This window comes from Sulfurovum sp. AR, assembly GCF_000296775.1.
In the GTDB taxonomy this organism is placed as follows: domain Bacteria; phylum Campylobacterota; class Campylobacteria; order Campylobacterales; family Sulfurovaceae; genus Sulfurovum; species Sulfurovum xiamenensis.
The window spans coordinates 60,939-86,520 of the sequence record NZ_AJLE01000004.1; the positions used below are offsets into that span (position 1 = coordinate 60,939).

Genomic DNA, 25,582 nt, shown 5'->3' on the forward strand with positions numbered 1-25,582 from the left:
CCTATAAATCGAATAAATTTAAAGCGATTATACTTGATTTTGTTTAACCTTTCTCATGATGGAGAACCAGTCTCTGGAAAAATGCTTCTTGATATAATCTTCATGATGTGGCACTGTACAACCACTACAATCTTGATGGATAGCATCATCAGAGACAAACTGAGCACCATCTTTGGACTCGATACTGCATCTGCTGTAGAGCACTTGATTCTCTTCTTTGGAAAGCCCATTATCATCAAAACGAAAGTTGGGACAGGCACAGAGGTAGCAGTTCAGTTCCTCCATCTCATGACACTTTTTCTTGTCTTTATAGAGAAAACAGAAATCCGGTTCCTTTTCCACCATATTTTCAAACCTGAAGTATGTGATGACTTCATCATCACTCAAATTTTCTAGTTTCTTCATAATATTCTGGTGTTTCTTACCATGTGATTCAAACCAAGTATTGTAATTCATCTATTATCCATTTTTTTACATAGTATAACTCATTCCATCGTCATCCTCGGGCTCACCCAAGGGCATTTCCTACGGGCACCTGTGGAGCTGCAGTTTATGCATTTTTTTAGTTTTGCATGACTTCTACACACCCCAAACTGTGGAGCTGTTTCCTCTTTCATTTTTTTAGAAAAAACGAAACAAAAAATCGTCATGGTTCTCGAATCGCTTTGCTTACAAGGTCGTTCACCATGACAGGTGGCGTACTTTGTACGATTTTCAGATGACGAAACTCAGGAGTTGAATAGTATAACATAAAGAATTTTTCTGTACAATCCGCCCATGAAACATCTTAGAGGCCACAATAAAAACTACTTTTCATTAGCCGTCATCGCCATGTACTCCACACTTTCAAAGTTGTGTTGGATCGACAGCAATTTTCAGTACCATAAAAAAGCCTTTATCTACCACGAGTACAAAACCTCACCTCCCTGTTTATCCATTTTTTACTAATCTACTAAAATATTACATACAAAATAAACAAGGAACAACCTATGACATTCAAGTCACTCAGCCTCATCACGGCTACACTACTACTAACATCCAACACTTATGCAGGCGAAACACTCGAACCACTTATAATAACTTCTACAGGTATTGAAACTAATGAACTTCAAGCTGCTGATGCAATTGAAGTTTACACAACACAAGACATTGAACAAGCTCATGTTCAAAATGTATATGAATTTTTAAACAAAGCTACATCTGTTTTTACAACGAATGCTTATGGAAATCCATTTATGCAAAAGATTGATATGAGAGGTTTTGGTGTTGGTGACGGCTATCAAAACATTGTTGTAACCATTAATGGTCGGAAAATGAATAATGTGGATATGGTGCCGCAACTCTTGTCTTCCATCTCTCCATCATCTATTGAAAAAATTGAGATCATCAAATCAAGCGGTATAGTCCTAGGTGGTGATGGAGCCAATGCAGGAGCTATCAACATTATTACAAAACAAAGTAATGACAAAGAGCTCACTTTTTATGCAGGAACTTATGGACTGATTGATGGTGCATTTTATATTGGTCATGCTGATGAAAAAATTTCTATAAATCTAAGTGGTGAAACACAGAAGAGCGATGGTATTCGTCATATCGATACAAATGGAAATAAAGATGAAAATAGATTTTCAACTCTTGCATTCAATGGAACTTACACACCAAATGATAAGTTAGAGTTACGTCTAGGAGCAAATACTACGCATACTAATGTGATATATATGGGAACTATGACACTCAATGAGTTTAACACTGATCCATCACAAATAGGCTCAAATCAGTATGGCTCGAGTTACCACTCCATACAAAAATACAATTCAAATGTTCTAAATATCGGTGCAAGTTATTATCTTAATGATGCATTATCAATTTCGATCGATTTATCCAATGAAAAGAAAAAATCTGAATATACTCTTCCACTTTATAGTTCTACTAGTGATTCCGACTACAGCTATACACTTGCAAAAACATATGTAGAATATGCGACAAAACTTTTTGCTCTAAAAGTTGGATTTGATGGATTTTATGCTGATCTAGACTATGTAAACAGCTACAGTGTTGATCTGGATATGGAAAAGAACAATCAAGCTGGCTTTATCATATCTGAGTTTTATCTAGACAAACTAAGACTCAAAGCTGGATATAGATATGAGCAGATGAAATTTAATGAATCAAGTGGAGATAATGAAAAGGAAAATCTTCATGGGGTGGAGTTAGGTTTCAATTATCTCCTAAATACAAACTGCTCATTTTTTGCAAACTATTCACACGCATATCAGACTGCATCTCTTGACAGAATGTTTGATTATTTTAGTGGCGGATACATGGGCTATGTCAAGCCATCAGAAAGTGACAACTATACAATTGGCTACACTTACTTTTCTAAGCAAAACAAGTTAAAAATATCGCTTTACTACATTGATTTAAAAGATGAAATTTATTACTATTCTGATCCAGGATATACTAACTCAAGAAATACTAACATCGATAAATCACACAAGTATGGTTTAGATATATACGACAAGTACATTCTAAATGATGCACTCAATATCGTTGCCAACTACAATTATGTTCAAGCTATTATAGATGAAGAGACTGAAAATGGTGAAAACTATTCCAATAAAAAACTTCCAGGGGTTTCAAACCATAACCTAAAACTTACACTTAACTATTTACCAAATAAAAATACTACACTATCACTCACAGAAGTGTACCGCTCAGATGCTTATGCAGCAGAAGATTTTGGTAACAGCTTTTCTCAAAAACAAGAGGCATACAATACTACGGATGTTGCAGTGACCTATACAAAAGATAATTATGAGTTTTTTGCAAAGGTAAACAATATATTTAATCAAAAAAATGGGATTTGGATACATGATGACGCTATCTATCCTATGAATTACACCACTACTGCAAAAGCAGGTATAAAGTATAGTTTCTAGTTTCTAAAATACTCATCATCCTCAGTTTAACTGGTGATGATGTGCCCCATTTATCGTATAAAGTACGCCTTTGACATTATGAACACCCTTGAAAGCGAAGCGATTTGAGAGTGATGTCGATTTTTTGTTTCATTTTTCTAAAAAACGAAAGGGGAAACATCACCGCAGTTTGATATATGAGGAAATCATATAAGATCAAGAATGTTCTTGGAACTGAGCATATAGATTCCCGGGTGTTACTCGAGGATTATAAAATAGTAGGATATAATCACTTATGTTAAAAATTATCCCCTTATGGTTCATCCGGTACAAGTTCTTCAATTCCCTCTTTTTGGGATTGAGTGTGGGTGCCATATTTACACTTTATGCACCGCTTGAACCCTCTATCTATTCCATAGGGGGTGTCTTGCTTGCCATGGGTATGCTGATCGTTGCAAGATTTTACCATACCATACTCAATGCAGAGTGGTTTTTCAGGATCTCACTCTTTGTAGAAGGTGTGTTACTCTTAGCCATGCTCTACTTTCTCTATGCCTCTTACAACTATCAAACCGCCCTGCTGCTTTACATCGGTTATCAGATCACTTTTGTGTTTGGCAATTATCTTATAAGAGCTGAAACACTTTTGCTCAAAACAGATACCCTTTTAACCAAGCTCGATACCGTTAAACAGGTAGGATACCTTTTAGGCATGGGGCTCGCATATCTATTCTACAAGATCCTTACACATTACAGCATAGAGGATAACCAAACACAGGTCTATGACCTGCATTTTTTACTGATAGCTGTTGAGTTGGTGGTAATTATTCTAATTATAAAAAGTTTTAAAAGAGTATAAAGAAGCTTCGTAGACAAAGCGATTAACAGTTTCGCTTTTGTCTCTTTATCATCGCTGCAAGAAACATATACATCAGTACCCCATTGAGTAAAAAAAGTATCAGTAAGAATCCTTCATCCATATGTTTCTCCAGCTGTAAACCGGTCAAAGAGTAGATCGCCTGAAATACCCCCAAAAAAAGTACCGTATTACGTGTATCTTCTGCAAAAAAGTGCCGCAATATATGATGAATGTGACATCTGTCTGCACAGAAGATAGATTTCCCCTTTATCTTTCGACGCACCATGACTACTAACGTATCCAAGATAGGAATTGCCGCTATAAATAGTATGCTAACTGTAGGTAAGTAAGCCAGTGACTTAATCGCCAATAGTGAGATCACAAACCCTAAGGTCAAAGAACCGCTGTCTCCCATAAAGATGGAAGCTGGGTGCCAATTAAATACAAGAAATCCTAAAAGTGCTGAGATAAATGCCCCAGACATCATCATCATAAAGAGATCATCATAGGTGTACCCTACTATAAAGAAACTTCCAAGTATCACTATACTCACTGTAGCTGCAAGTCCGTCAAGTCCATCTATCAGATTCAGTGCATTGGTAAACCCGACTACCGCAAATATGGTAAAGGGAAGTGCAACCCATCCTAATGAAAGTTCAAACCCGAAAAATACACCCAAATGATCGATCACAATATTGTCAAAATAAAGCAGCACCGTACTGAGTATGATCACAATGAATTTAGTGTTAGGAGAGGTATCACGATGATCATCCAGTAGCCCCACTATGAAAACAAGAAAAACGGCAGTACATGTCCATGCATAGGAAAGTATCACATCAAAATAAAAAATAGGAAGCACCAAAGCGATCGCAAGATAAAATCCTATTCCCGCACCTCTTGGTGTATGATTCCTATGAGTACTGCGTTCATTAGGCACATCTATCAAACCCAAATCTGCTGCATAATGTTTTACAAAGCCAACCAACACCAAAGAGATGATAAAAATAAATACAAAGCCCAAATACATATGAAGTCCTATGATCTAAGCGTATGGTTCAAGATCGTATTATTTTCCCATACTTTTGTGTAGTTTTCACTGTAAAAAACATCATCCAAGAATTTCGTCTGTTTGAGATGATGTATATCCGAACCTAAGAAATCGATCATCCCATGTTTAGAGAGTATCTCTGCTTTTTTCTTAGCATCTCTGCCGTAGTGACCACCTAAGGAATTCAGATCAAGCTGGAACAGTACCCCAAGCTCTTTCCATCTGCCATACTCTTTTAATGGATCACTCACATAACGATAACGTTCAGGATGTGCCATGAGCGGAATATACCCAGCAGCTGATATTTCAAAGATCATCTCTTCGACCTGTAAAGGTTTAGTCACATAGGAAGTTTCAAAAAGAAGGTATTTTCCATCAATACTCATCACTTCATCACTATGAAGTTGATCATAAAACCCTTCATCCAGATAATACTCTGCAGCCGCTTCTATCTCTAGTCTTATCCCTTCAGACTTGGCTGCTTCTCGTAAAGCATCCAATCCCTCTTTGATGATCTGAGGTGTATTACGGTAGACATCTATCATGATATGCGGTGTCGTGATCACTTTCTCGTAACCCAGTGCCTCCATCCCCTTCAAAAGAGAGAGGCTCTCCTCCATACTTTGGGAACCATCATCGATTCCCGGAATGAAGTGTGAATGAAGGTCTACTTTCAGCACAGGTCCTCTTGTTTTCTCTTTTGTTTTTTTAAAGAAAGGAAAGATCATTTCTTGTCTTCTTCATAATACCCATAGCCATAACCGTAACCATAACCACTTCTATCCATCTTCACATCATTGAGCAAGATACCTAACCCTCTGATCTCTTCTTTAGAAAGTTTATCTATACTGCGTAAAAAACCTTTTTTAGAGTAATCCGCTCTAAGCAGATAGATACTAGTATCTGCAAAATGCATCAATGTTCTTGCATCCGTTACAAGGCCTATCGGAGGAGTATCAAGGATGATCACATCATACTCTTCTCTCAGTTTTTCCAGTACATTTTCCATCAAAGGACTCTGTATCAATTCACTTGGGTTTGGCGGTACAGGTCCAGAAGTGATGATGTCTAAATTATCAAACTCTGTATTCTGGATCACTTCTCCTAAAGCCGTATGACCTGACAGTAAGGTACTCATGCCTTTGCTATTTATAAGTCCAAATTTCTGATGCAGTGTCGGTTTTCGCATATCAAGATTGAGTATGACGGTTTTCTTATCTGCCATACTCATGATCCCGCCTAAGTTGATAGAGGTTGTCGTTTTCCCTTCTCCACCCACTGTAGAAGTGATTGCTATGACATGGGCATGCTTATCTCTTGCCATAAATTGCAGGTTAGTACGTATATTCCTAAAAGATTCGGCCAAAGCAGATTTCGGCGATGAAAATACCTGTCCCTTATCATTAACCTCTTTCATATGCGGAATAAGTCCTAATATAGGTACATCTATTACCTTGGTGACATCCTCTTCCGCTTTGATGCGGTCATCCAGAAATTCTCTTAAAAAGGCAACTGCGATCCCCAAGATCAAACCAAGAATCAAACCTACTAGTACGATCAACTTTCGCTTAGGCTTGATCGGAAACCCAGGGTAAAGTGCTTCATCGATGATCCTGTTCTTACTGACGGTAGATTCTTTAATGATCGCTGTCTCTGAGCGTTTCTCCAACAAGTAAGAGTATATCTTCTCATTCACCACGAACTTACGCTGCAGTTGCCCAAACATACGCTCATCTGCAGGAAGTGTATTAAGAAGCTTCTGCTGTTCCAGTATAGACTTCCCGATCAACTCTTTTCGCTCTTTTATGCTTTTATTGAGACTCTTGATCGTAGAAATGATCAGCTTCTTAAGTTGCTCAATCGTTTTAGTTAGTTTACGGACCTCAGAAAACATCTCAGTATACTCTTCACGCAAGATCCTTTTTTTCATGATAGCATCTTGAAGTTCTTTGATCATAGAAGAGAGTGAAGAGGCCTCCTTATCCAATCCTGCTATTGTGATACTCTCAAGATTTTTTCCGGACTTGACCTGTTCATACAGTGTACCCAGCATCTCCAACTCTATAGATATCTCTGTCAGTTTCGTTTCAGATTCACTCATCTGACGAATGATATTTTCAGCTTTTGCACTTAAACTGACGGTATTAGATGTTTTTTTAAACTCTTCAAGTTTGATCGCTGAACCTTTCAGGTTTTCCGTGATCAATTTCAACTGATTATCGATAAAGGTAAGTTTACGGGTTGCTTCCTGTGTCTTCTTCTCTATGTTTTGCTCTATGTAAGCTCTAGCCAAAGCATTAGTAAATTCTTGGGCACGTAAAGCCACATTATCACTATAAGAGATCTCCAAGATAGCCGAATACTTTGATTTCTGACTTACACTTACTCCTCCCTGCACATAGCTAGCTATATCTTTAGGATCAAATACTACAAAACGGTACTTTTCATCATCTGGTTCGTTGGTTTTAGTGACATTGAGATGGAAGTATGCTGTGACGATCTCTTTATCATAAGAGTGTACTGCATCATAAGACCATATATTACCCTCGCTGTCTTCAGCCTCTTCTACTACCAAACGATAACTATTCTCATCGACCGGATACAAATCAAAAGAAATATCATACCCTTCGAGCATCCCTACCTGAAATGGACTCGCTTTATAAAGCTCAACTTCTTTGAATCTTCTCGTCGTATAGTAGTGATGAGAAAAATCTACCTCATCAAGTGCCTTTTCTGTAAGAAATCTGGATTTGATGATCTCCATCTCTGTATCTGCATTCATGGTTCCGGAATCCATAGCCATCGCCAGCATATCCTGACTTCCATAACCACGTTGATCCAAACCTACCTCAACCGTTGCCGAAGCCTGATACACATTAGGTTTGAAGTACGCATAATAACTACTGACAAAACCAAATACAACCACAAGAAGAAGTATCATATACCGATATCGGTATATGGTTCTAAATATCTCTTTAATATCTATTTCATCTTCATCTATGTGCATGTTGTCTCTGTTCATTTTGTTCCTTAGAGTTTAATGTATTATATATTTAAATGTATAAAATAATGAGTATCCTATATCTGAATGATATAAGAGGGTTTCCCTTTGAGCCATGTTTTCCGACTCAAAGAGAGAAGATTAAAAATTATAAGTTATACCTACAGTAAATGCATCTACATCTGCCTTCACTGTATTATCACCCTGATAACTACCATCCATATCATTTCCAGGGAAAGTGTAGTCAGCAAAGAGAGAGAAGTTTTCTGTAATTCCATAACTCGCACCAAGTCCCCATTGGAAACCACTCTCATCATAATCTACAAGATAACCATCTACACCGTCCAAATTAACCCCACCATAACCAAGAAGTGCATAAACAGAAAAGTCTTCACTTAGAGGGTATTGCGGTTTTGCAAATAAGCTCCATCCGTTCATCTCAGTCTGATCATCATGCCAGAAAGATTGAGTATATCTACCTTCTACAGCAAAATACTCATTTAAGTTATATCCTACAAGAAAAGATAGAACTCCCAGTCTGTCTTGTCTATCAGTACCACCCCAATCAACAGAGATCTCAGCATCACGTGTACTTAAAGCAGTGATACCAAGCCCCACATAGAAATTCGTCTCTGCGTCTACTACTTCAACGACTGGTTCAACTGCAGGTTCAACATCTTTCATGTCTCCACCTGCAAACCCTAAACTACTTAACGCCGTAACTGCCCATACCGAAAGTACTATCTTTTTCATTCTTTTCCCTTGTTTTTTAATACACAAATTATACTATTTTATGCTTTACTTCATAATTATATTCAACAGTAAGTTTCCTTCATCTGGAACCACTGCACCATATTAAGCCAGCATCATAGCTTAAAGATGTCATATTTGTGTCATATTTGGTAAATTTGAATGAGGCACCAGGATTCATATAAAACTATTTTTAGGAACTTATATAGAATATGTATAAAAAATACCCCTTAAAATACCCCTAAAATCCTCTGATAAATTAAAAATTAGTTTCAAAATTAGACATAATACTTTAGCCACACAGAGTTGCATTACAAAATTTGTCTTTCAACATATTATGAGGTCTTAACGATATAATCTTATTATGTCAATTAAACATAAAAATCCACAGCTCAATGATGAGCTATTATTTCTCATCGCCTGTTGTCAGATAGATCCATCTGAAGATGATATTAACTTCATCTTTTCATATCTTAACGCTGAAGAGTTAGAGCTTAACACTTTGATTAGCCTAGCCAATCAGCATGGTATTCTCCCACTCATCTATAAAACTATCAAACACTTATCACATCCGGAACTAAATTCCGATACCCTTGTCATTAAAATGAAAGAGGGGTGCAGTGATAATCTTAACGCTCAACGCTCAACGCTGAATACTGAAATACTCACTGAGCTAAAAGCTCACTATATGAGTATTTCTCATCGAAACATGCTTATGTCTGCCGAACTCATTCGCATTATGAAACTACTCAAAGAAAATAATATCGAAGCCTTAGCTTTTAAAGGCCCTGTACTTTCTCAGATGGCATATGGGGACATAACACTTCGGCAGTATGCAGACTTGGATGTATTGACAAGAAAAGAAGACATATACAAGATTGATACTTTACTAAAAGAAGAAGGCTATCAACGGCTTTTAGACATAACACCTACCCAAGAAAAAGTATATATACAGTATGCACATGATATCGGATTCATTCATCCTAACAAAAGTGTACACTTTGAAATGCATTGGTCACTTTTAGATAAAGACTATCCTATGCAGGTTGACCTTGAAGATTTTTGGAAAGAAACACAAGAAGTAAAACTCAATAGCTACCCTATTGATACATTTTCAAACGAAAATCTACTTATCTATCTCTGTATTCATGGTTCCAAACATTTGTGGGAGAGAATTGAATGGATCAAAGATATTGATCTTTTAATTCGTAAAAATGAGATTAATTGGGCAAAAGTGATAGAAAAATCAAAGGGGACAGGTTTTGAGAAGATGATCTTTCTGGGCTTTTCTTTATGTACCACACTTTTTGCAACACCTCTGCCACCAGTGATTCAGGAACAGATCAAAAAGTATCAACAGCTCGATATCCTCTCAGACGTTGTCTTGGAAAGTTGGCAAACGCCTAAAAGTACTTTTCAAAAAACAAAGACAAGGCTCAAACTCTTTCCAGGCATCAAAGAACAATTACTTTACTTACACAAAATCATCCTCAAACCATCATTCAATGAATACTGGTATGTTGATCTGCCAAAAGGGTTGTATTGGATCTACTATTTTATCCGCCCTTATCTCTTGATAAAAAAATATTTTATAAAGCCCAAGAAAGCATAACTTAAACGCCTTACTGATTAAGTAGCTTTTTAGATCTTACGATTTCTAGCATGCTATCTGCCAATGCTTTTCTGTCGAAATCTTTAGACATGACCTCACATCCTTTTTGCAGTTCAGTATAAAGTTCCTTATCCTTTTTCAAAAGATCTATCTTTTCCAAGAAATCTTTTTTATTCTCTGGCTCATAACATAATCCACTATTGTATCTTTTGATAATTCCTGCGGCTTCACCTTCTACTCCCAGAAGTATCGGTTTTTTCATAGCCGCTGCTTCAAATATCTTAGATGGGATCACACCCTTAAATACCTCTGATTTTTTTAATGGTGATAACGAAACATCTATGATGGAGAGATACTTTACTGTCTCCTGCTTAGGTACAGAATCCAAAAAAGTAATATTTTTCAATCCCAGTTTATCGGCAATCTCCATAATATTTTTCTTCTCTGCACCATTTCCTATAAAAAGGAAATGTATCTCTTCATCTTCAATCTCTGCAATAGAATTTACAACAAAGTCAAGACTATGCGCCATGCCATGCGTACCTACATATCCTATGATAAACTTATCATTAAGACCCAGTTCCGACAAGAGTGACTGGTCCTTATTCTCAATATTATAGAGTGAAAGATCCGCACCGTTGGTAATGACATCTATTTTATTAGGGTCAATCCCTCTTGATACCAACTCAGTCTTGAAAGACTTTGTAACGGCTACAATACCATCTGCATTATGGTACAAAAAGATCTCTATCTTCTCAAAAAAATCCAATATGCTCTCTTTTTTCAAGGCCCCGACCGTACGAATGGAAGCAGGCCAAATGTCTCTGAGTTCAAATATCCATGGTCTACGCTTCAGTGTCGAAAGCATACTTGCTGACCATGTTGTAAAGAATTGTGGAGATGTAGCGATGATCACATCTGTCTTAACGAACAAACCAGCAATAAAAGATGAAAAAGCAAAACTCATATAATCAAGTGTTCTTCTAAGAAATCCTTTATTCTCTGCTATATAGCTCCATACGCGTATGACTTTAATCCCTTCAATCATCTCAGTCTGGTAAAATTTGTTTTTGTAGCCATTATACACTTTACCATGCGGAAAATTTGGTGCGCAAGTAATTACAGTAACTTCTACATCATCTTTGACCCACTCTTTACAGTGTGCAAATGTTCTAGTCGCTGGAGCATTGACTTCAGGAGGAAAATTATCAGTTATAAAGAGTATTTTCACAGCAATATCTCACATTCAAGATTATCATAAAATTCCACTTCGGCTACCTTCGACTCATATAATCTGTTATATTCAGGTGCATATTGATAATAATTCAGCATCACTTTCACTGCACCCAAAAAAGTGATCTTTTTACCATCAGCAATCACATGTCCATCCTTAAGAAAGACTTCCACATCAGGATGGAAATGTAACCTTGCAATAGACATAGTTGTTTTTGTCTCCGGAATAATCTTATCAATAATCTTGATCACTTCATCTTTTGTCATAAATTCTCTTTGATGCATCACTTTAAAATGTTTCTGATAGCCGTCATGAATTGCCCTGATACTTTCTTCTTTCTCTTCAAGCTCTACAATATTTGCTCTGTCAGCCACCCTAAAACCACCCCAGACCTCACTCTGGTTTGTTTCACCAACAACAACTGTATTATGAGAAAAAGTGGAGCGTTCTATATGTCTTCTACTGTTTTTATTGTAGGTAGAGGTACCCGTATCTACAATAAACGGTTTACCGTCCACATAAAGTTCAAAAGTAAACGTATCACTGTGAACATGTGCAGGGTTGTATGCTGCACCGATATTAGCCACATCTATTGCCATCTCATACTTCTCTTTTCGTATCATACGGTAGCCACTTTCTTTGAGTAGATATGTCGATGTACTTAGACCAGGATGACTGATTTGTAAAGTATCGGCATAAGAATTAAGCTGCTCTGTCATAGGGGCAATGCCATTTGCACTGTCATTCAAAAGAGGGATCTCTCCATTTTTAAAGCTAATGGCATTGATCCATCCGAGCATGACCTCTGCCTTTTTTTCCATTATGCCCATTAACTCATCATACTTCCACTCATTACTCTGCATCAGATTCACACAATCGAGCACTCTCCCCAGTATGATCTGATGATACATAGGGCTTAATTCGAAGTTGGCACCATCTTCCAGTGTTTGTTCAGATAACTGCTCTTTCAATATCTCTTTTGCCTTTACATAGAGTACTTCATCATTGAAATAGTATGCACCAAAAAGAAGTGAAAAACCATTTTCCAGTAAATGATTAGCCATAAATTGATATTCTAGATTATCCAGCAAAATCATATACTGTGCATAAAGAGAATCATCTATCTTTTTGTCTCTAATACCATGTCGAATTAGAAATTTTATCCAGTTCATTCCTCTTAAACTGATGGTATAAGCAGCTAGTCCATTTACCAAAGAGACAGTTTCGATCTTATCGATAAAATCATAGATCAATCGAATAGCTTCATCCTTGTGGATATCCTCCTGATTGATAAAGTCAAAATAGTTCAGATTAAATGTCCATAAATGCCCTTCATCACGCCAGTTCCAATCAATCTTATCGAAACTATGCGATATATTCAAAAACCGGAAACTGTTTTCTCCCAGATAGGAAGGAGGCGTAGTGATACCTGCCTGTAATATCAGGTCAACAGGTGATGCACTTTTGATAAGGGGGTAGGAAAATCCTGTAAGTTTTCGTATTTTTGAACGCAGAGTATAATAACCCCGATACTTTATCTGAGTAAATTTCAAATATTTTACTGTATTAAAAAATTTTCCTATTGTAAACATTGACTTTTCCTTTTATGCTTATATTTATCGCCTATGTGAATTGAAGATGGTGTCAGATCACACTATTTACTATCCACAAAAACTACCTGACCACTTCTGATCGATTCCAGGATCTTGAAAGTTGTTTTGGTCGTATTGTAGATACTTTCAAAACTGATTGCTGGTGTTCCACTCTGTACAGAAGTTTTAAATGCCTTAAATTCGTTGACAAAGCCTTTATCCTGATTCGCACTTTTGCTTTTATCCGTTTTAGATCCTTGATATACAACTAGTTCTCTAAAGTCAGTCATCTGCATACTCACCCCATTGCCAAACACTTCAATATACTCTTTTGGCATAGCACTTCCGCCATACGCATAGTAACCGATAGTTGCGCTCGAGCCATTCGCATAGTTCAGTGTGATATTGACATTGTCCTCATCAGGTATGGACTGGTCCGCTTTCTGCACGGTTGTTGCATATACACTCACAACGTCACTACCGATCAGATAACTACATGTATCTATGAAGTGGCATACCTCACCGATAATGCGTCCTCCCCCGATAGTTCTATCCTGGATCCAAACATCTTTTGGGATGATTCCAGCATTGACACGGTAGTTGATAGAAACTTGTCCGTTCAACTTGGCTTTCATCTTTTCGATCATCGGTGCAAAACGTCTATTGAACCCAACCTGCAAGATCGACTTTCCATCATACGCTGCTTTGATATCTTCCAGCTCCTCTTCATAGATACATAGTGGCTTCTCTACAAAACAGTGTTTAGCATTTTCCATGGCTTTGATGACCTTGCTTGCATGGTCATTATGTTGCGTTGTTACAAAAACAGAGTTGATCTCAGAGTTTTTAAAGACCTCATCACTATCAGTTGTTATGTACTTGAAGTCATACTTCTTACCCGTGCCTTCTGCACTTACACCCGTTGCAGTACAAAGTCCTACAAGTTCATAATCACCGACCTTTTGCATATTTGGTAAGATCACCGACTTGGTAAAGTTCCCTGCCCCTATCAATCCAACATTGATCTTATCACTTGTTACTGCTTTGTCACTGCGCTGGACAACTTTATGTTCTGCTAGGTTGATCTCGCTTTTATAATTAAGAACAATGCCAAGGTACTTTTCCTTGATCTTCCCTTCAAGCAGATCATAGGCTGTCATAGCATCATCAAAGTCATAGCTATGAGTTATGAGATCTTTAGGTGTGATCTTACCTTCTTCTATGAGTCCTAAGAAAGCTTCAAAGTTACGCTGTTCTGTCCAACGTACAAGGTCATAAGGGTAGTCATTACCTTTCTCTTCATATTCAGGGTCGTATCTTCCTGGTCCATACGCCATAGAAAGACGTAAATCGATCTCTTTTTTGTAGTAGTCATTACGAGGGATATCCATCCCTACCATCCCGACAAATACTACACGTCCACGCATACGACTGATCTCAGCTGCATCTATAACAGGTTGATTACTTGACGTAGAAGCTGCGATGATCACTGCATCCACTCCATGTCCATTACTAAACTCAGCTGCCTTAGAGATCAGCTCACCAGCATGACAGGCTTCATCAGCACCAAGCTTTTTAGCTAGCTCTATCTTATCTGGATCAACATCAGAACCGATGACCTTACAACCATTGGCTTTAAGAAGCTGAACCGTTAGTTGTCCCAAAAGCCCCAGCCCCATCACTGCCACGCGTTCACCAAGTTTTGGTTCTGTCTGGCGTACACCTTGTAGAGCGATAGCCCCAACTGTTACAAACGAAGCATCTACATCATCCACACCATCAGGTATCTTTACCATCAGGTTTTTAGGCACATAGTTTATCTCTGCATGGTTCGCATACCCAGCACCTCCACAGGCTACTCTATCCCCAACATTAACACCACTCATATTTGCACCGACTTCCAGTACACGACCTGCTAGTGAGTATCCAAGAGGGATAGGTGTATCAAGTTTAGTAAAGACCTTTTCAAGAGTGTTTTTCACTCCTTCTTTTTTCATCTTGTCAATTACCTGCTTGACAAGGTCTGGTCTGTCTTTTGCCTTTGCCAACATAGATTTCTTCGCGAAGTCTACCAGCATCTTCTCCGTTCCCGCACTTACTAAGCTAACTGTTGTTTGTACCAATGCTCCATTATCCTGACATATTGGTGCTGGTACATCGAAAAGACCTAGTTCTCCTGTTTTAAAGCTTTGTATAAGTTGTTTCATCTTGTATATTCTCCCTCTATATTTTTAATTTAATTTTACCAATCTTAGATCGTATAGGACTATCTTGAAGCTCAAACTTATATTCGATATCAACATTACTCAAATCAAAATACTGTTCTAAATTGTCAATATCAACATTTGTTCTATCCTTGAGTGTAATGTAAAAAGTAACGATACCCTTGTCATTCTGTCCTACTTGGATAAAATCAGCTATATCAAACATTCTATGATGACGACCAAAAATAAGAGCTGTCAATGGAATTTTTTTTCCACTTTTATCAACTATATAGTCACCTTCTCGGCCTTCATTGATTGAGAAATATTCTAGCAGTCCATTTTTATCTTTCTTCTCTTCGACTCTATCACCAGTATCATAGCGGATTAATGGCATGTCAAAGTTATTGTATGAAGTTCCAATAAGTTTATTGTCTTCGACTTCAGCATACCCATACGTCATTAATGGTTTGTAATGATTCTTTTTTTCTTCATCATACGCCAAGATAGCCATTTCACTATGTCCATACCATGATATATAATCCACTCCCCATCTATTCTGTAAATAATTAACCATATAGGGTACAGGGAACTCAGAACCAAAAAGACATGAAACAATATTGCTTTGAATAATACTCCTCTCTGTATTATCCAACAGACCGTCAAGTTCTTTGAAGAACTCATACACTGCTGAAGGATACCCATGTACATACTTGACCTTATACTTACTAAACAACTCGATCAATTCTTTTTTAAAACTTGTAACACTTTTATAGGTATTGATCACAAACTCATTATGTACGGGGTTGTAAATAATGTTCTTATTTCCAAGGTTTTTACCACGCAGAGTGATTTTAATATCAGTTTTAGTGTAACCTTTCAACGACCAGATATAATGCATATGTGCCCATTCCCTCGCAAATGCATTTTTATCTATATAAAAACTAAATGGCTCACCGGAGGTTCCTCCAGTATTTATGCGCATTGCCCCGCTAAACTCATCCGTATGCTTTCTGACCATCTCTTTGGTGACTATAGGGTATTTAGAGAACTCATCTAAGTATTTTAACTCTTTACCAATTACACTATGATCTTGAAAAAGTTTGCGGTAAAATTCAAAATTATTTGATCCATGCGAAATTACAGCATTAAGCCTGTCAAGAAGATATCCACTCTTCTCATCTTCAGACAAGTTTGAATATTCTTCTATCAAGCGTTGAGAGTTAGTGTACGCATTTCCAAGTCGCCATGAAAATGGTACATGTGTAAAATAGTGTCCAATGCTATAAGGGATATTGGACACCACATTTTTTATAAAAACTTTGGCTTTCATTTTATTTCTTCACTCCTGCACGTACAAGTAAATCAATAAATGATTGACGATATTTAACAAGCTGGTTATTAAAAAATGTCTCGAGTTTAGAATCTATAGTTTTATAAATTGGTAAGCCCTTACTTTTCTTTCTATTATTACTAAACCATTGAATATATTCATCATGAACCATTCCTGAAAAAGTAGATAGCTCTTTTAATTTTTCACTTTCAAGTAGCTTTTCTTGTTTTGTAACTAAAAGTCTTTTATTATCTGCCAAGTATGTCCAATAAAGAGTAATCTCACTAAGATTATCAGCCAATTCTACACACAGGCCCTCTTTTGCTTCTTCTGAATATTTCATTTCATAGCCATTGTAGTTCGCATCTGGAAAATAAAAATTGCCAAGACTATAAAAAATTGGTTTGTTATTGTATATTTCAAATCCCTGAACGATATGTGGATGGTGACCAATGATAGCACTAACACCCAAGTCAATCAATTGAAAAGCTAGTTGTCTATGTGCAGGTTGTGGATATAGTTCAAATTCATAATCCCAGTGAAAAATACATACCAGTTTAACTTTAGAATGTTCACTCAAAAAACTTCTTACTTGCTTAATGACATTGTCATATCTCAATGGGTTAACACCTTTTTTACTCTCTGTCGCACCTTTACAACTTATAACTTCCCATCCAAAGGCAAGAACACCATATTTCACATCATTTTCTGAATAGAAAGCAGGCTTTGATGCTTCTTCCAATGTGTCAGCTGCACCAAAAGAGCCAATTCCATTTAAGTGCAAAAATTCTTTTTGTTTGTTGATAGAAGTATTAAAATCAGTAATATGGTTATTTGCCTGAGAGCAAGATGCCACATTTAAACCTTTCAAAAATGATATGATTTCTTTATTTGAAGAAAGACCTATCCCTTTTGCAGTTTTTTTCATCTCTTCAATTTTAATGAGACTTTCTAAATTAACAATTTTTTGTTTTCGTAAAAAATCTATATCTGTCTCTTCAAGAATACTTTTAGAATACTTATTTGGAAAAACTGTATCACCACAAAATATCATATTTCTTCCTTTACAATACTTTTACAAAGTAAAAGATATTTTTCTGCTCGGCTTCTTGATGTTTCAAATTTTTCAAGTCGTTTTTTACCTTTTTCTACCAGGTCAATCCTTAATTTTTTATCTTTGATCAACATCTGAATTTTATCCATAATATCTTTCGGATCAAGTGGATCAAAATAAAGTGCAGCATCTCCACAAATATCTGTTGCAAAAGAATAATTTGATGTTAAAATTGGCAATTCCATTTTCATTGCTTCAGGGTAAGATGCACTAAAACATTCCAATAATGTAGGTAAAAACATAACATCACTTTGTTGATAAATAGATGGGCAGTCAATAGCTTGGACTGGTCCTAAATTCAGTACATACTTTTCCAATCCATTAAATAGTGTTTTATAGCTTTGTTTATCAATGGTTACAAAAAAACGGATAGGTATTTCTATTTTTTCTATGTAAGGTATAAGTTTATTTATAATTTTTAAATTTTTATGTGCATAATTATGTGAAATAGTAATAAAACGAACTTCGTCATCCATTTTCTCAGGCATAGTAAAGTTACTAAATTCCTTTTCAAAGTATAGTTTACTAACAGTATTTCCAATAACCTCTATTTTATGATTTGAAATATCTAATACACTACTTAATTTATTTTTTGTATCTAACGATTCAACAACATAATAATCCGCATATTCTCTTATATACTTTTTTTGATATAAAAGTTTTGCTCGTACTATTAACCTTTTTAACAAAGGTAGTTGAGTGAATGCACTTGATTGTGGGTTAATTAACCATGGTATAGCAAAACCCATAAGGTGTTTTGTTTTAGGTTTCCAATAACTAGGACCAAAAACTGTAAAAACAATATCTGGTTTAATCAACGTTTCCAAAGTGTCTAATTTTCTTAAAATTGCCTTTCTTGTCTTCAAAGATGCAGGTGATTTTTTTATAAGATAAAAATGGAAGTTATCAGAAAAAGAATCTTCGTCTATTTGATCACTAACTGCTATAGAAAGAAACACATGATATTGATAATGTTTATTCAATTCCTTTAGTTCATTAATAAATGAGAGTGCTACTTGTAAGCCTCCGCCAACGTATAGGTTTGAAGTATTTATAATGATATTCATAAGGGAATCCTATTTTTTATATATTTTTTTTCATATTCTGAAAATGAAAAAGACCACATATATAAAATCAAAAAATTAGAAAATATTAGAAAATATATTATTTTAGATATTAAGCTGCTATCTTTAAGAAAATTTTCTATTGGGTATAAAAAATAAAAAATAAAAAATATTATCATTGGTAAAATAGATTTTATTATATTCTTATAAATCATAAATGTATTATCTTTTGATGATTTCGCTGCCATATATGGAATAGTAGTAAACAAAATTATCAAATCTATCATAATCATAACTATCAACAATCCATACAAATTATATATTTCAACATAAAAAAAACCAAAAGTTAGAAAAGTAAAAGCACTTAAAAAAGATAATCTACCTAGTGATTTAACTTCATTATTTGCCATTAAAAGAAAAGATGAGGGAAACCAAGTTTGCAATGTTATTAAATAAATTAAAAAAAGTCCAACAAGAGTGTAGTCTAAGTATTTATCTGTCGAAAGCCAAAGATTAAAAATATTATCAATAAATAAAATTATAAATATCGAGAACAACGTACTTGCCACCAATGAAAATTTTATTAACATAGCGTGTATATTTTGTATTTTATTGAAATTTCTTTCCGCATACAACGTTGTTAATTCAGGCCATATTCCATTATATATAATTTGTGTAACTTGTCGTCCTAAACTTGAAGTAACTGTCCTTGTAATTACAAATAATGCTACAAAAGATGCACCTATTTGATTACTGATAAGAAGAACACTTCCTTGCAAAATAAAAAACTGTGATAATGTTATTAATTGAAAGTTACTACTAATTGCGATATTAGTTTTTAAATCCTTAAATCTATTTGGAAAATCAACTGAAATTAATTTTTTATGCAATCTAACAAACATTATTATAATAATCACGGTTATGGCCAATACAGAAAATAGAATAATTGCAGAAACTTCCACTATTCCAGCACCTTTTGATAAAAAGAAAATAATTAATAATATTTGTACAATTAGATTAATCATGTCAAAAAGAGGCTTATAACTATATTTTCCAACAGATACATATAGAGACGAAGCTAATTCTAAGAGTATCATCCCTACGATACTCATACCTAAAAGAATAATAGATAATTGTATTTCTTCTTTAGGCCAATGAGATAAATTTAAAATAGTTGTAATGGACATGTAATTGACAATCACAACAAGAATTCCTGAAGCTATTAAAAATATAGCAATACTTACCCACAGAGCTTCCGAAAAGATCTTTTTATAACTAAGCCAGTTTTGTTCAATATATGCTACTCTTAAATTATTTCCATAAAATTTTGCAATTCCAAAATTAAGCAACGAAATAGAGGTAATAAATGAAAACAATGTTAACCATTCTCCGTATTTCAAATCTCCCCATGCATCTAACAAAAAAGGAGTTAATAGAAATTTATATGCAAAATTTACAATTTGAACAAAAAAATTAAAGATTATAGTTGTATATATTGTTTTCTCTCTAGACATGTATCACAACTTTCTTTGATTTTCTAAGCTTAATTATAATAAAAGGAAGCATCATAAATCCAAAAGTGAAAAAGAATTGTGGTAAATAACCACGGGTTAAAAGTTGAAAAAAACTTGAGATTATAATAACATATAAAACAAATTGCTCTACATTTTTTGCTGAATACATTTTTCTATTTACATAACCAACAATAAATCCAAGCAATAAAAAAAATATTATTACTCCCAAACTTCCAAGTTCATAATAGGCACCACCCACGGCATCATAAGCTTCACCTGCATACATAGCATCACGATTTCCCCATGATTTATTTGAAATCATTAAACCTCTTGGATCAGGTTTCACTCCGTTATTAAACATGGATGAGGGCATCATTCTAATAAAAACTTGCATTATCATAGTATCGCCATAACCATAAGTAATATTCTCTTCAACCATATACTTGATTAAAGATGCATTAGCTAAATAATTTCTTGAAGATGCAAATAAAGTATCAAATATGGGACGATCATTTACTTGAAATTCAGTTTGAATACCTACTACACTCTGTCGAATAGATTTTCTATATTGTGTAAATTCTAGTAATAAAATCAATATTGGAATTACCAATAAACTGAGTTTTAATATTTTGTTTATACTTACTTTATTTCTGAATAAATAAATTAATGAAAAAGATATTAATAATAAAACTATTCGATACCTAAAGCCTTGAGACAAATAAATAACTATTGTTATTAATAACCAGAAAGAGAACTCTATCTTCTTCATAGATGTAAATAAAGCTAAAGAAAGAATTGGTATAAATATTTCTATCATTAATTTTAAATAATTATTGCCACCCAATTCTACTGCTGTATTTACTTTGTCCTGGAAACCTAATAGCCCAAGCAAAAATATATTTTGCAATGATTTTCCAGAAGTTATCCCCCATAAAACATAAGCTAGAACGCCTATAAGCATACCCACTCTGACAAAATTAATACTAAATTTTTCATAATTTTGTATTGAAATTAATTTTACTTTTTTTCGTTTATTCAAAAATAGTAAATATCCCAAAAAAAAGCTTGTTAAAGCATATGTATAATTTAATATTGTATTCGCATAATAATCCCAAATATAATTACCAAACAAACTTTTTATATTTGTTACATAACCATAAAATGGAGATAAAAAGAAAAAAACAACATTATACTTAGTACATAAATAAATCCCAAGTGTTTCATGTAACCATTTTTAAATGCAAAAAAATACATAGAAATAAATAAACTTGCTTCAAGAGTAAAGAGGAGAGTCATTTCCATGCTTATACTTTTATTCTTAAATTATTTAAGATCATTAAGAACATGAGTAATCCCTTTTCTAAAATCATTCCATGTCCAGTGTGATGCATGATTTGCAATAGATTCTCTATCTAGTTCATCATTCTCCCATTTTTTAAAACCATTATTTATTGTTTTTTCAATACTATCAATGTCACCAGCGCTACAAATATCAGCAACACTTTCAGGTAAATTTAAATCAGGTAAACCTGTGTTTTTACTCCCAATACAATAACAGCCTGCTTCTATAGCTTCAAGATATACAAGTCCAAAACCTTCAACTAAAGAAGGCATTATAAAAATATCAGACTGATAGTAGAAATTATTTAATTCTTCTGTTGAAACTTTATTTTTTAAAACAATGTTTGTATTTTCAGTTATTAATTTTTTTATACCTGGATCAATACGAGTACAAATCAATGTTAATTCAGCATTCTTTGTATTTGCCAATTCCCACGCTTTAATTAAATGATGTAATCCTTTTCTTTGAATACCTTGTCCAACGAAAAGAAATTTACATTTTTCATTCTTTTCACTTCTAATATTTATTTGTTCTGTACTTTTTGAAAATCCATAAGGAACAACAGAAATAATATTTTCATCGCAACCAACATTTATTAAAGACTGTTTTGTAAAACTACTTGCACAAATAATATGTGAAGCCAATTTCCATTCACTATTTAATTTTTTGATCCTAGGGTCTTCATTACTTGAAGTGTCAATTTCATTTTGATATGACCATAAGACTTCAGGAAATTCATTATAGTCTTTTTCTAAAATACCTTTAATACCCTCTGAATGAGGATGATATTGAAAAAGTACTTTTTTCTTATTGGGAAGTTTTTCAAATGCCCATAATCCACATCCACTATATAAAAATAAATCACAATCATTTTTTTCAGCTATTCTAGCTGCACCTAACGATAGTGACTTTACTATATAATAATCTATAGTAAAATGATCCAACTTAAAAAACTTTCTTAATGCAAGAGCCACCAAAGATTTAATATCAGAATCAACAGCTTTTTTTGGTAATCCATCGATATGACCTTTTTTTAAATATTTTGGTAAAAACCTGTACCATATTGATTCTTTATCTGGTGCATAAAAGTTAGTTTTTAATTTGCAAAGTAAATTGTCCTCATATAAAGCTAAAGGCACTTGGTACAAATCTCTTTTCCCAGCAAAAGCTACGACATATTTTTTCATTTATTTAATCCTACTAAAATAATTTATGGTTTTTCTACTTTTAAAAAAACAAACACTACTCTTATAATTAATCAAATCAATCCAAGTAGTTGAAATGTATCATAATAAAATTTTGCAGTTCCGCGTATAGAAAGGGGTTGCATCAAACTTTTATTTTGTTTTCCATGTACTGAAAAAAGTTCTGGTTTTTCAATATACATTAATATCTTTTCAACAAATCTATCTTTATTAACTTCACATATAAAGCAATTTTCATCATTTTTTAGAGTATCACCATGTCCATTAATTTCATCACTAACAACTATTCCTAAACCTGATGCCATAGCCTCATTTATTGTAAAGTTACCATTACTAAATATTGCCGGAAAAATCAATATATCCGCTCTTTGATAGATACTAGAAAGTTCATCCCATGCTTTGATATCTGTTAAAAACTCTATATTTTTTTCAATTCCTAAACTTTTTATTTTTTCAACACATTGTTCTTTTAGTATGCCTTGATTATTCATTAATAATTTTGATTTAGGCATTTTTTGAACAATATCATAAAAAATTTCTATCGCAAGTAATGGATTATAAATGTTAATTAACCTATTAGCAAACAGAAAAGTATATTCTTCTTTTTTAATCCTAAGTGGATGTTTTAAATGTGTATCAAGATCAGAAGCATAACGAGTTGATATTACTTTATCTCCAAAATGAAAATTTTCTTTAAATTGTTTAGCGGCATCATCGTTTGACGTAAATATATAGTCTGCGTCCTTATATAAATAACTTAATATTTTCCAAATAAAATTATAAGGACGTAACTTTCCTTGCCTGTCACGACTTATTTCGGTAAAGACGATGGTCCGTTTTTTATGAAATCGTGCCCAAATATATGCAATATAATTTGAAGGTATACTAAATCCACCTAACATGACAATATCTGGATTAAAGTTGTTTAATTTTTTTAATACATCAAATGTAAAGTATTTCCCATTCTTTTTTATAAGTAGTTTTTCCATGATTTTACACTTGCTGCAAAGCTCTATCTTCCACCAAGAAGGTCGAGTTTCATTCATATGCTCATAAAACCACATTTCAGTATCTAAAAAGTCATTTAATTCCTCACAAAATTTTACTTGAGTGGGAACTGCTAGGTTTGAAATATAAACAAATTTCTTCACTGAAACAAACTCCCTACCCTCTGCTCTTCTGACAAAGAAAGAAAATTTTCATAACTTTTCATTACTGCCTCTTTATCCCTTGTGCCGATCTTACGATTCCCAACATAAATACCCCAAGGTTCAAGATCTTTTGTAACTACTGAACCTGCACCCACTGATGTACCTTCTCCAATAGTGACACCTGGTAAAATAACACTATTTCCACCAATAATGGCAAATTTTCCTATTTTAATTTTTCCTGTTTTTACATTTCTAAATTCATTTGAAATTGTAGAGTTTCCAAATCCACTATTTTTAAAGTCATCTGTACCAGTAATAACTCGACATCCGGACGAAATAGCACTGAAATCTTCCATAATCACCTCACCACCACCCGTAATGGATGTAAAAGATGAAATATGCACGTAATTGCCTATTTTAATTTTCTCTTTTGCATAAATCAATGCGAAATCATCGATTATTACATAATTTCCAAAATCAATATTTTCTATACCAATAATCTTGGTATATTCAAACGTTTTTACATTTGGAATTTTATATTTATCCACTATAATCCTTTCATTGTATTTTTTACTATCTCTATGATTTTGTTCTGACTATTTTTTTCCAATTCAGGGTATATAGGCAAACATAATATTTTTTTAGAGATGTCTCTTGAAATTTCACAATATTGTTTAGGCTCAATATAATCTAATGTATCAAGTGAAGGATAAAAATACCTTCGTGGAAAAATCTGTTTTTCATTTAATGCATTTTGAATTCTTAACAACTGTTCTTCGTTTTTTAAGATAATAGGGAAATAACTGTAATTTTGTGTTGAATAATTATTTTTTTCTTGAAACTGAACTATTCCACTTAATTCTTTTTCATACAACCTAAAAACGTCTTTTCTTTTTCGTAAAACTATTTCCATTTCATCCAACATACACAAGCCCATAACTGCTTCAAACTCATTCATTTTGGCATTTGTCCCAAGTTCAGGAATAGACTCAGTATTTTCGATACCAAAATTTATGAGGTACCTTGCTTTTTCAACTAAATCATCATCATTGATAATCAAAGCACCACCTTCTATAGTATGAAAGAGCTTTGTCGCATGAAAACTTAGTGTCGATATATCTCCATAGTTTAAAATACTTTCATCTTTATACTTTACATCAAAAGCATGCGCAGCATCATATATAACTTTTAAACCATATTTTTGGGCAACTTTATCTATTGCTTCAACATCACATCCATTTCCAAAAACATGCACCGGAACAATGGCAGAAGTGTTTGGAGTAATTAAGCCTTCTATTTTATTTGAATCTACGTTTAAAGTCTGAGGATCAATATCAGCAAAAATAGGTTTGATATCATTTGTCACAAGAGAACTTGTTGTTGCCACAAAAGAAAAAGGTGTTGTTATGGCATAACCTTTTATATCTAATGTTCTATAAGCTATCTCAAGAGCCACAGTTCCATTTGATACCAAAACTATATTTTTTACACCAAGATATTCAGCTAGTTTTTTTTCAAGCTTTTTTACAAAAGGACCATTATTTGTAACCCATCCATTAGCATAGATTTCATCAACATATTTTTGATATTTTTCTTTACTTGGTAAATATGTTTTCGTCACATTAATCATTATATTTCTCCAAG

General features: G+C 34.1%; 20 protein-coding genes. 3 read left to right on the forward strand and 17 right to left on the reverse strand.

Features of this window, described 5'->3' with window-relative positions; genetic code table 11:
- Nucleotides 1-27 precede the first annotated feature (27 nt).
- Nucleotides 28-456 (reverse strand): hypothetical protein, encoded by a 429-nt coding sequence (locus SULAR_RS04925; RefSeq protein WP_008243611.1) that lies wholly within the window; start codon nt 454-456, stop codon nt 28-30.
- Between the two features lie 533 nt (nt 457-989).
- On the opposite strand from SULAR_RS04925, the gene SULAR_RS04930 reads away from it, so the two are divergent.
- Together SULAR_RS04930 and SULAR_RS04935 are read left to right on the forward strand one after the other, a co-directional pair.
- Nucleotides 990-2,939 carry a TonB-dependent receptor gene (locus SULAR_RS04930; protein WP_008243613.1) on the forward strand — a complete coding sequence of 650 codons (1,950 nt, stop codon included), beginning with the start codon at nt 990-992 and terminating at the stop codon, nt 2,937-2,939.
- Between the two features lie 274 nt (nt 2,940-3,213).
- A complete protein-coding gene (locus SULAR_RS04935) occupies nt 3,214-3,777 on the forward strand; it encodes a hypothetical protein (RefSeq protein WP_038000155.1) in 564 nt (187 codons plus the stop codon).
- 22 nt (nt 3,778-3,799) lie between these two features.
- Here the strand turns inward: SULAR_RS04935 and SULAR_RS04940 are convergent, their stop codons facing one another.
- From SULAR_RS04940 to SULAR_RS04955, 4 genes are all read right to left on the reverse strand, one after another.
- Nucleotides 3,800-4,804 (reverse strand): glycosyltransferase family 4 protein, encoded by a 1,005-nt coding sequence (locus SULAR_RS04940; protein ID WP_008243617.1) that lies wholly within the window; start codon nt 4,802-4,804, stop codon nt 3,800-3,802.
- Between the two features lie 8 nt (nt 4,805-4,812).
- The gene (locus SULAR_RS04945) at nt 4,813-5,553 is read right to left on the reverse strand and encodes a tyrosine-protein phosphatase (RefSeq protein ID WP_008243618.1); all 741 of its coding nucleotides are present in this window, start codon (nt 5,551-5,553) and stop codon (nt 4,813-4,815) included.
- Nucleotides 5,550-7,847: a tyrosine-protein kinase family protein gene (locus tag SULAR_RS04950; protein WP_008243622.1), complete on the reverse strand. Its 2,298-nt coding sequence runs from the start codon at nt 7,845-7,847 to the stop codon at nt 5,550-5,552. The genes SULAR_RS04945 and SULAR_RS04950 overlap by 4 nt, the downstream gene beginning before the upstream one ends.
- Nucleotides 7,848-7,967: 120 nt before the next feature.
- Nucleotides 7,968-8,579 carry an outer membrane protein gene (locus SULAR_RS04955; protein WP_008243624.1) on the reverse strand — a complete coding sequence of 204 codons (612 nt, stop codon included), beginning with the start codon at nt 8,577-8,579 and terminating at the stop codon, nt 7,968-7,970.
- Between the two features lie 361 nt (nt 8,580-8,940).
- Between SULAR_RS04955 and SULAR_RS04960 the strand changes: the two genes are divergently transcribed.
- Nucleotides 8,941-10,188 carry a nucleotidyltransferase family protein gene (locus tag SULAR_RS04960; RefSeq protein WP_008243626.1) on the forward strand — a complete coding sequence of 416 codons (1,248 nt, stop codon included), beginning with the start codon at nt 8,941-8,943 and terminating at the stop codon, nt 10,186-10,188.
- A gap of 10 nt (nt 10,189-10,198) precedes the next feature.
- Here the strand turns inward: SULAR_RS04960 and SULAR_RS04965 are convergent, their stop codons facing one another.
- The 12 genes from SULAR_RS04965 to SULAR_RS05020 all read right to left on the reverse strand — a co-directional run.
- The gene (locus SULAR_RS04965; RefSeq protein ID WP_008243628.1) at nt 10,199-11,419 is read right to left on the reverse strand and encodes a glycosyltransferase family 4 protein; all 1,221 of its coding nucleotides are present in this window, start codon (nt 11,417-11,419) and stop codon (nt 10,199-10,201) included.
- On the reverse strand, nt 11,416-13,014 hold the full coding sequence (locus SULAR_RS04970; RefSeq protein WP_008243631.1) for an alginate lyase family protein: 1,599 nt from the start codon (nt 13,012-13,014) through the stop codon (nt 11,416-11,418). The genes SULAR_RS04965 and SULAR_RS04970 overlap by 4 nt, the downstream gene beginning before the upstream one ends.
- A gap of 62 nt (nt 13,015-13,076) precedes the next feature.
- Nucleotides 13,077-15,221 carry a bi-domain-containing oxidoreductase gene (locus SULAR_RS04975; protein WP_008243634.1) on the reverse strand — a complete coding sequence of 715 codons (2,145 nt, stop codon included), beginning with the start codon at nt 15,219-15,221 and terminating at the stop codon, nt 13,077-13,079.
- A 16-nt stretch (nt 15,222-15,237) separates the two neighbouring features.
- Nucleotides 15,238-16,548, reverse strand: coding sequence for a coenzyme F390 synthetase (locus SULAR_RS04980; protein WP_008243637.1), 1,311 nt, complete (start codon nt 16,546-16,548; stop codon nt 15,238-15,240).
- A 1-nt stretch (nt 16,549) separates the two neighbouring features.
- Entirely contained in the window at nt 16,550-17,602 is a 1,053-nt protein-coding gene (locus tag SULAR_RS04985; protein WP_008243640.1) for a CapA family protein, read from the reverse strand.
- Nucleotides 17,599-18,729: a glycosyltransferase family 4 protein gene (locus tag SULAR_RS04990; protein ID WP_008243641.1), complete on the reverse strand. Its 1,131-nt coding sequence runs from the start codon at nt 18,727-18,729 to the stop codon at nt 17,599-17,601. The genes SULAR_RS04985 and SULAR_RS04990 overlap by 4 nt, the downstream gene beginning before the upstream one ends.
- The gene (locus tag SULAR_RS04995; protein WP_008243645.1) at nt 18,726-20,240 is read right to left on the reverse strand and encodes a hypothetical protein; all 1,515 of its coding nucleotides are present in this window, start codon (nt 20,238-20,240) and stop codon (nt 18,726-18,728) included. The genes SULAR_RS04990 and SULAR_RS04995 overlap by 4 nt, the downstream gene beginning before the upstream one ends.
- Nucleotides 20,233-21,450, reverse strand: a complete 1,218-nt coding sequence (locus tag SULAR_RS05000; RefSeq protein ID WP_081501840.1) for an O-antigen polymerase — start codon at nt 21,448-21,450, stop codon at nt 20,233-20,235. The genes SULAR_RS04995 and SULAR_RS05000 overlap by 8 nt, the downstream gene beginning before the upstream one ends.
- Nucleotides 21,451-21,563: 113 nt before the next feature.
- Nucleotides 21,564-22,769 carry a glycosyltransferase family 4 protein gene (locus SULAR_RS05005; RefSeq protein ID WP_008243649.1) on the reverse strand — a complete coding sequence of 402 codons (1,206 nt, stop codon included), beginning with the start codon at nt 22,767-22,769 and terminating at the stop codon, nt 21,564-21,566.
- Between the two features lie 71 nt (nt 22,770-22,840).
- Nucleotides 22,841-23,938 carry a glycosyltransferase family 4 protein gene (locus SULAR_RS05010; RefSeq protein WP_008243651.1) on the reverse strand — a complete coding sequence of 366 codons (1,098 nt, stop codon included), beginning with the start codon at nt 23,936-23,938 and terminating at the stop codon, nt 22,841-22,843.
- The gene (locus tag SULAR_RS11445; protein WP_008243653.1) at nt 23,935-24,486 is read right to left on the reverse strand and encodes a DapH/DapD/GlmU-related protein; all 552 of its coding nucleotides are present in this window, start codon (nt 24,484-24,486) and stop codon (nt 23,935-23,937) included. The genes SULAR_RS05010 and SULAR_RS11445 overlap by 4 nt, the downstream gene beginning before the upstream one ends.
- On the reverse strand, nt 24,486-25,582 hold a 1,097-nt coding region (locus SULAR_RS05020; RefSeq protein WP_008243655.1), incomplete at its 5' end, for a DegT/DnrJ/EryC1/StrS aminotransferase family protein. The genes SULAR_RS11445 and SULAR_RS05020, both read right to left, overlap by 1 nt.

Bases quoted from the DNA above. Each gene is read 5' to 3' on its own strand.
- SULAR_RS04985 (WP_008243640.1), bottom strand. From the start codon at position 17,602: ATGATATTTTGTGGTGATACAGTTTTTCCAAATAAGTATTCTAAAAGT.
- SULAR_RS04955 (WP_008243624.1), bottom strand. From the start codon at position 8,579: ATGAAAAAGATAGTACTTTCGGTATGGGCAGTTACGGCGTTAAGTAGT.
- SULAR_RS04940 (WP_008243617.1), bottom strand. From the start codon at position 4,804: ATGTATTTGGGCTTTGTATTTATTTTTATCATCTCTTTGGTGTTGGTT.
- SULAR_RS04960 (WP_008243626.1), top strand. From the start codon at position 8,941: ATGTCAATTAAACATAAAAATCCACAGCTCAATGATGAGCTATTATTT.
- SULAR_RS04970 (WP_008243631.1), bottom strand. From the start codon at position 13,014: ATGTTTACAATAGGAAAATTTTTTAATACAGTAAAATATTTGAAATTT.
- SULAR_RS04995 (WP_008243645.1), bottom strand. From the start codon at position 20,240: ATGTCTAGAGAGAAAACAATATATACAACTATAATCTTTAATTTTTTT.
- SULAR_RS04925 (WP_008243611.1), bottom strand. From the start codon at position 456: ATGAATTACAATACTTGGTTTGAATCACATGGTAAGAAACACCAGAAT.
- SULAR_RS04950 (WP_008243622.1), bottom strand. From the start codon at position 7,847: ATGAACAGAGACAACATGCACATAGATGAAGATGAAATAGATATTAAA.
- SULAR_RS04975 (WP_008243634.1), bottom strand. From the start codon at position 15,221: ATGAAACAACTTATACAAAGCTTTAAAACAGGAGAACTAGGTCTTTTC.
- SULAR_RS04980 (WP_008243637.1), bottom strand. From the start codon at position 16,548: ATGAAAGCCAAAGTTTTTATAAAAAATGTGGTGTCCAATATCCCTTAT.
- SULAR_RS04990 (WP_008243641.1), bottom strand. From the start codon at position 18,729: ATGAATATCATTATAAATACTTCAAACCTATACGTTGGCGGAGGCTTA.
- SULAR_RS04945 (WP_008243618.1), bottom strand. From the start codon at position 5,553: ATGATCTTTCCTTTCTTTAAAAAAACAAAAGAGAAAACAAGAGGACCT.
- SULAR_RS05005 (WP_008243649.1), bottom strand. From the start codon at position 22,769: ATGAAAAAATATGTCGTAGCTTTTGCTGGGAAAAGAGATTTGTACCAA.
- SULAR_RS04935 (WP_038000155.1), top strand. From the start codon at position 3,214: ATGTTAAAAATTATCCCCTTATGGTTCATCCGGTACAAGTTCTTCAAT.
- SULAR_RS04930 (WP_008243613.1), top strand. From the start codon at position 990: ATGACATTCAAGTCACTCAGCCTCATCACGGCTACACTACTACTAACA.